Genomic DNA, 2,064 nt, shown 5'->3' on the forward strand with positions numbered 1-2,064 from the left:
AGTGCGGGGCTCCTGCGATTTCTAGCTGAGGCAGTGCTACAGCCACGGAGCCCAACCCTGGTGCCGAGCGGACAGATTCTGACGGCTTTGAATCGCTGCAGAGGGATGCACAAACTCATGGGCAATGCCTTGATAGGTCAGTTGCAAAAGACTCCGTCCCGCTAATGTGAACAGCAAGGGCCCAGAAGCACCACCGCTCACAGCAGCTCGTCGATCAGCCGGAGCACCTGCTGCAGCTCAGCACCGGGGATCCTTTGATGTTGTTCCAGGTTGATCTCCACCAACTGTTTGAGGGCAAGAAGCTTCAGGTTGACCTCCACCGCCGCCACCGCAATGGCTTGTGCTGCCGGCAAATAGCCACTGGCCCCCAAATCCAAAAGGGCAGCCCGCCGCAGATGGATGTTGTCGTGATCCAACACCGACAGCAGAGGCTGGGCAAAGGCCGGATCCCCGGTGAGACGATAGCAGGCCCGCGCCGCCGCACATTGCAAGCGAATGGAAGTGTGCTCTAGGTAAGGACGAATTGGCTCCAGGGCAGCAGCCACCTGCAGTTGTCCAAGAGCCTCGATAATGGCCTCTATGGCGGCTTGGGCTTCCGTCTGCAGTCCTTGCTCCACAAAGCGCAGCCCTTCTAGTAAAGCGGATCCCAGCTTTTCCACTTCGTCGGGATCCCTGTTGAGGTTGTTGGCAAGGGCAATCTCAACCAGCGCCTGGGCAGCCGCTGCCACCACTTGGCCATCGGAGCAAGACAAAGCCGCCTTCAGGGGAGGGATCCCGGCGAGGGATCCCAGTTTACCCAAAGCACGAGCAGCGTTGCGCCGCAGCGGATATCCCCCTTGAGCGGTGCGATCCGTTTCATCGGCCAGGGCCTCGATCAGGGCAGGGATCCCTTCGGCAATGCGCATGCGCCCCAGCCACCAAGCCGCATAGTAGCGTTCCCCTGGATCCCCGTGGCGCAGCTTGGCGATTTGTCCAGCCGGGGTGAGATCCACCGACGGATTGGGATCCAGAGGAACAGCAGTGGTCATGGAATCAACAACGGAGAGGACACCGAGAAGGGATCAAGCGCTGCGGACACTGACGATCTTGGCGCCCGATTTGAGCAACCGCTGCATTGTCGCCGACAGTTGATCGGCAGAGACGAAAATCTGCTGGTTGGATTTGCGCACTCGGCTGGAAGTGGCCAGCGCCGAAGGCGGATTCAGCAGTCGGGTCACTTCCACACAGAACATGCGATCCGACTGGCCCGTTGGCGGCCCCAGGTGTTTGGAAATGGGGCTGGGCGGCAGCAGGCCCCGCACCCCAATGCGGCGAATGGCCGGGGTAAACCCGGTGGCCAAAGGCATCATCAGACGGGGTCTGGGCCCTTGGGAGCGATCGTTGTTGGCGTAGCCCCCGTAGAGAGCGAAGAGATTGGTAAAGTCGCGGGTGGAATGAGCCTTGCGGTATTCAAACCCACGCGGGTAGGGGACGATGTTGTCTCCAAAAGCTTCTAGGTATTCTGGGCTGTCGATGTAGGAATCGATCTCCGCGCTGTGGCCGCCAGATTGGTAGATGTCCAAATGGCGGGCGATGTCTTTGGGGCTGGTGGGAGCGCGTCCCAGCAGATGCTTGAAATTGAGCTCGATGGCCCGGGTTTGCGAGTTGGGGTAGAAAAACCGCTTTTTGTAGGCTTCGGACTTGGCGATCAATCGCACAAACTCCCGCACCGTCAGGCTGCCCTGGCGCAGCAGCGATTCCGCACTGGCTAGCTCCTTCCTATCGGCCCCAAACAAATGGTCGTTGCCCAGCACCTGACGGTAGATGGCCCGCAGCACCGCATTGAGCTGATCCTGGCTGGCGTTGGGGCGCAACTCCAGTGGGGTGGTCTCCGTAATGCCCCGGATCCCCATCCGGCTTGCCGCTGTAATTGCACTCATGCTAATTCCCCCGATTGAACTGAATGGACACAGATTGAGAACAAGCTTGCGTTTAGGGTCATTTCGATTCAAGCTAGGACATTGCACCCACACCTAAAGTGTTGGTTGCGTCGTCGCGTCGGCGTTGCGGAGCAATAATGCAGGG

The 2,064-nt window shown here is 59.5% G+C and carries 2 protein-coding genes; both read right to left on the bottom strand.

Going from position 1 to position 2,064, the window contains the following annotated elements; genetic code table 11:
* Window positions 1–197: 197 nt before the first annotated feature.
* Window positions 198–1,028: a HEAT repeat domain-containing protein gene (locus tag NW856_RS14355; RefSeq protein WP_414400780.1), complete on the bottom strand. Its 831-nt coding sequence runs from the start codon at window positions 1,026–1,028 to the stop codon at window positions 198–200.
* 33 nt (window positions 1,029–1,061) lie between these two features.
* A complete protein-coding gene (locus NW856_RS14360) occupies window positions 1,062–1,919 on the bottom strand; it encodes a phycobilisome rod-core linker polypeptide (RefSeq protein ID WP_011434279.1) in 858 nt (285 codons plus the stop codon).
* Between the last annotated feature and the right edge of the window lie 145 nt (window positions 1,920–2,064).

The organism is Synechococcus sp. R3-13, from assembly GCF_047462195.1.
GTDB lineage: Bacteria > Cyanobacteriota > Cyanobacteriia > Thermostichales > Thermostichaceae > Thermostichus.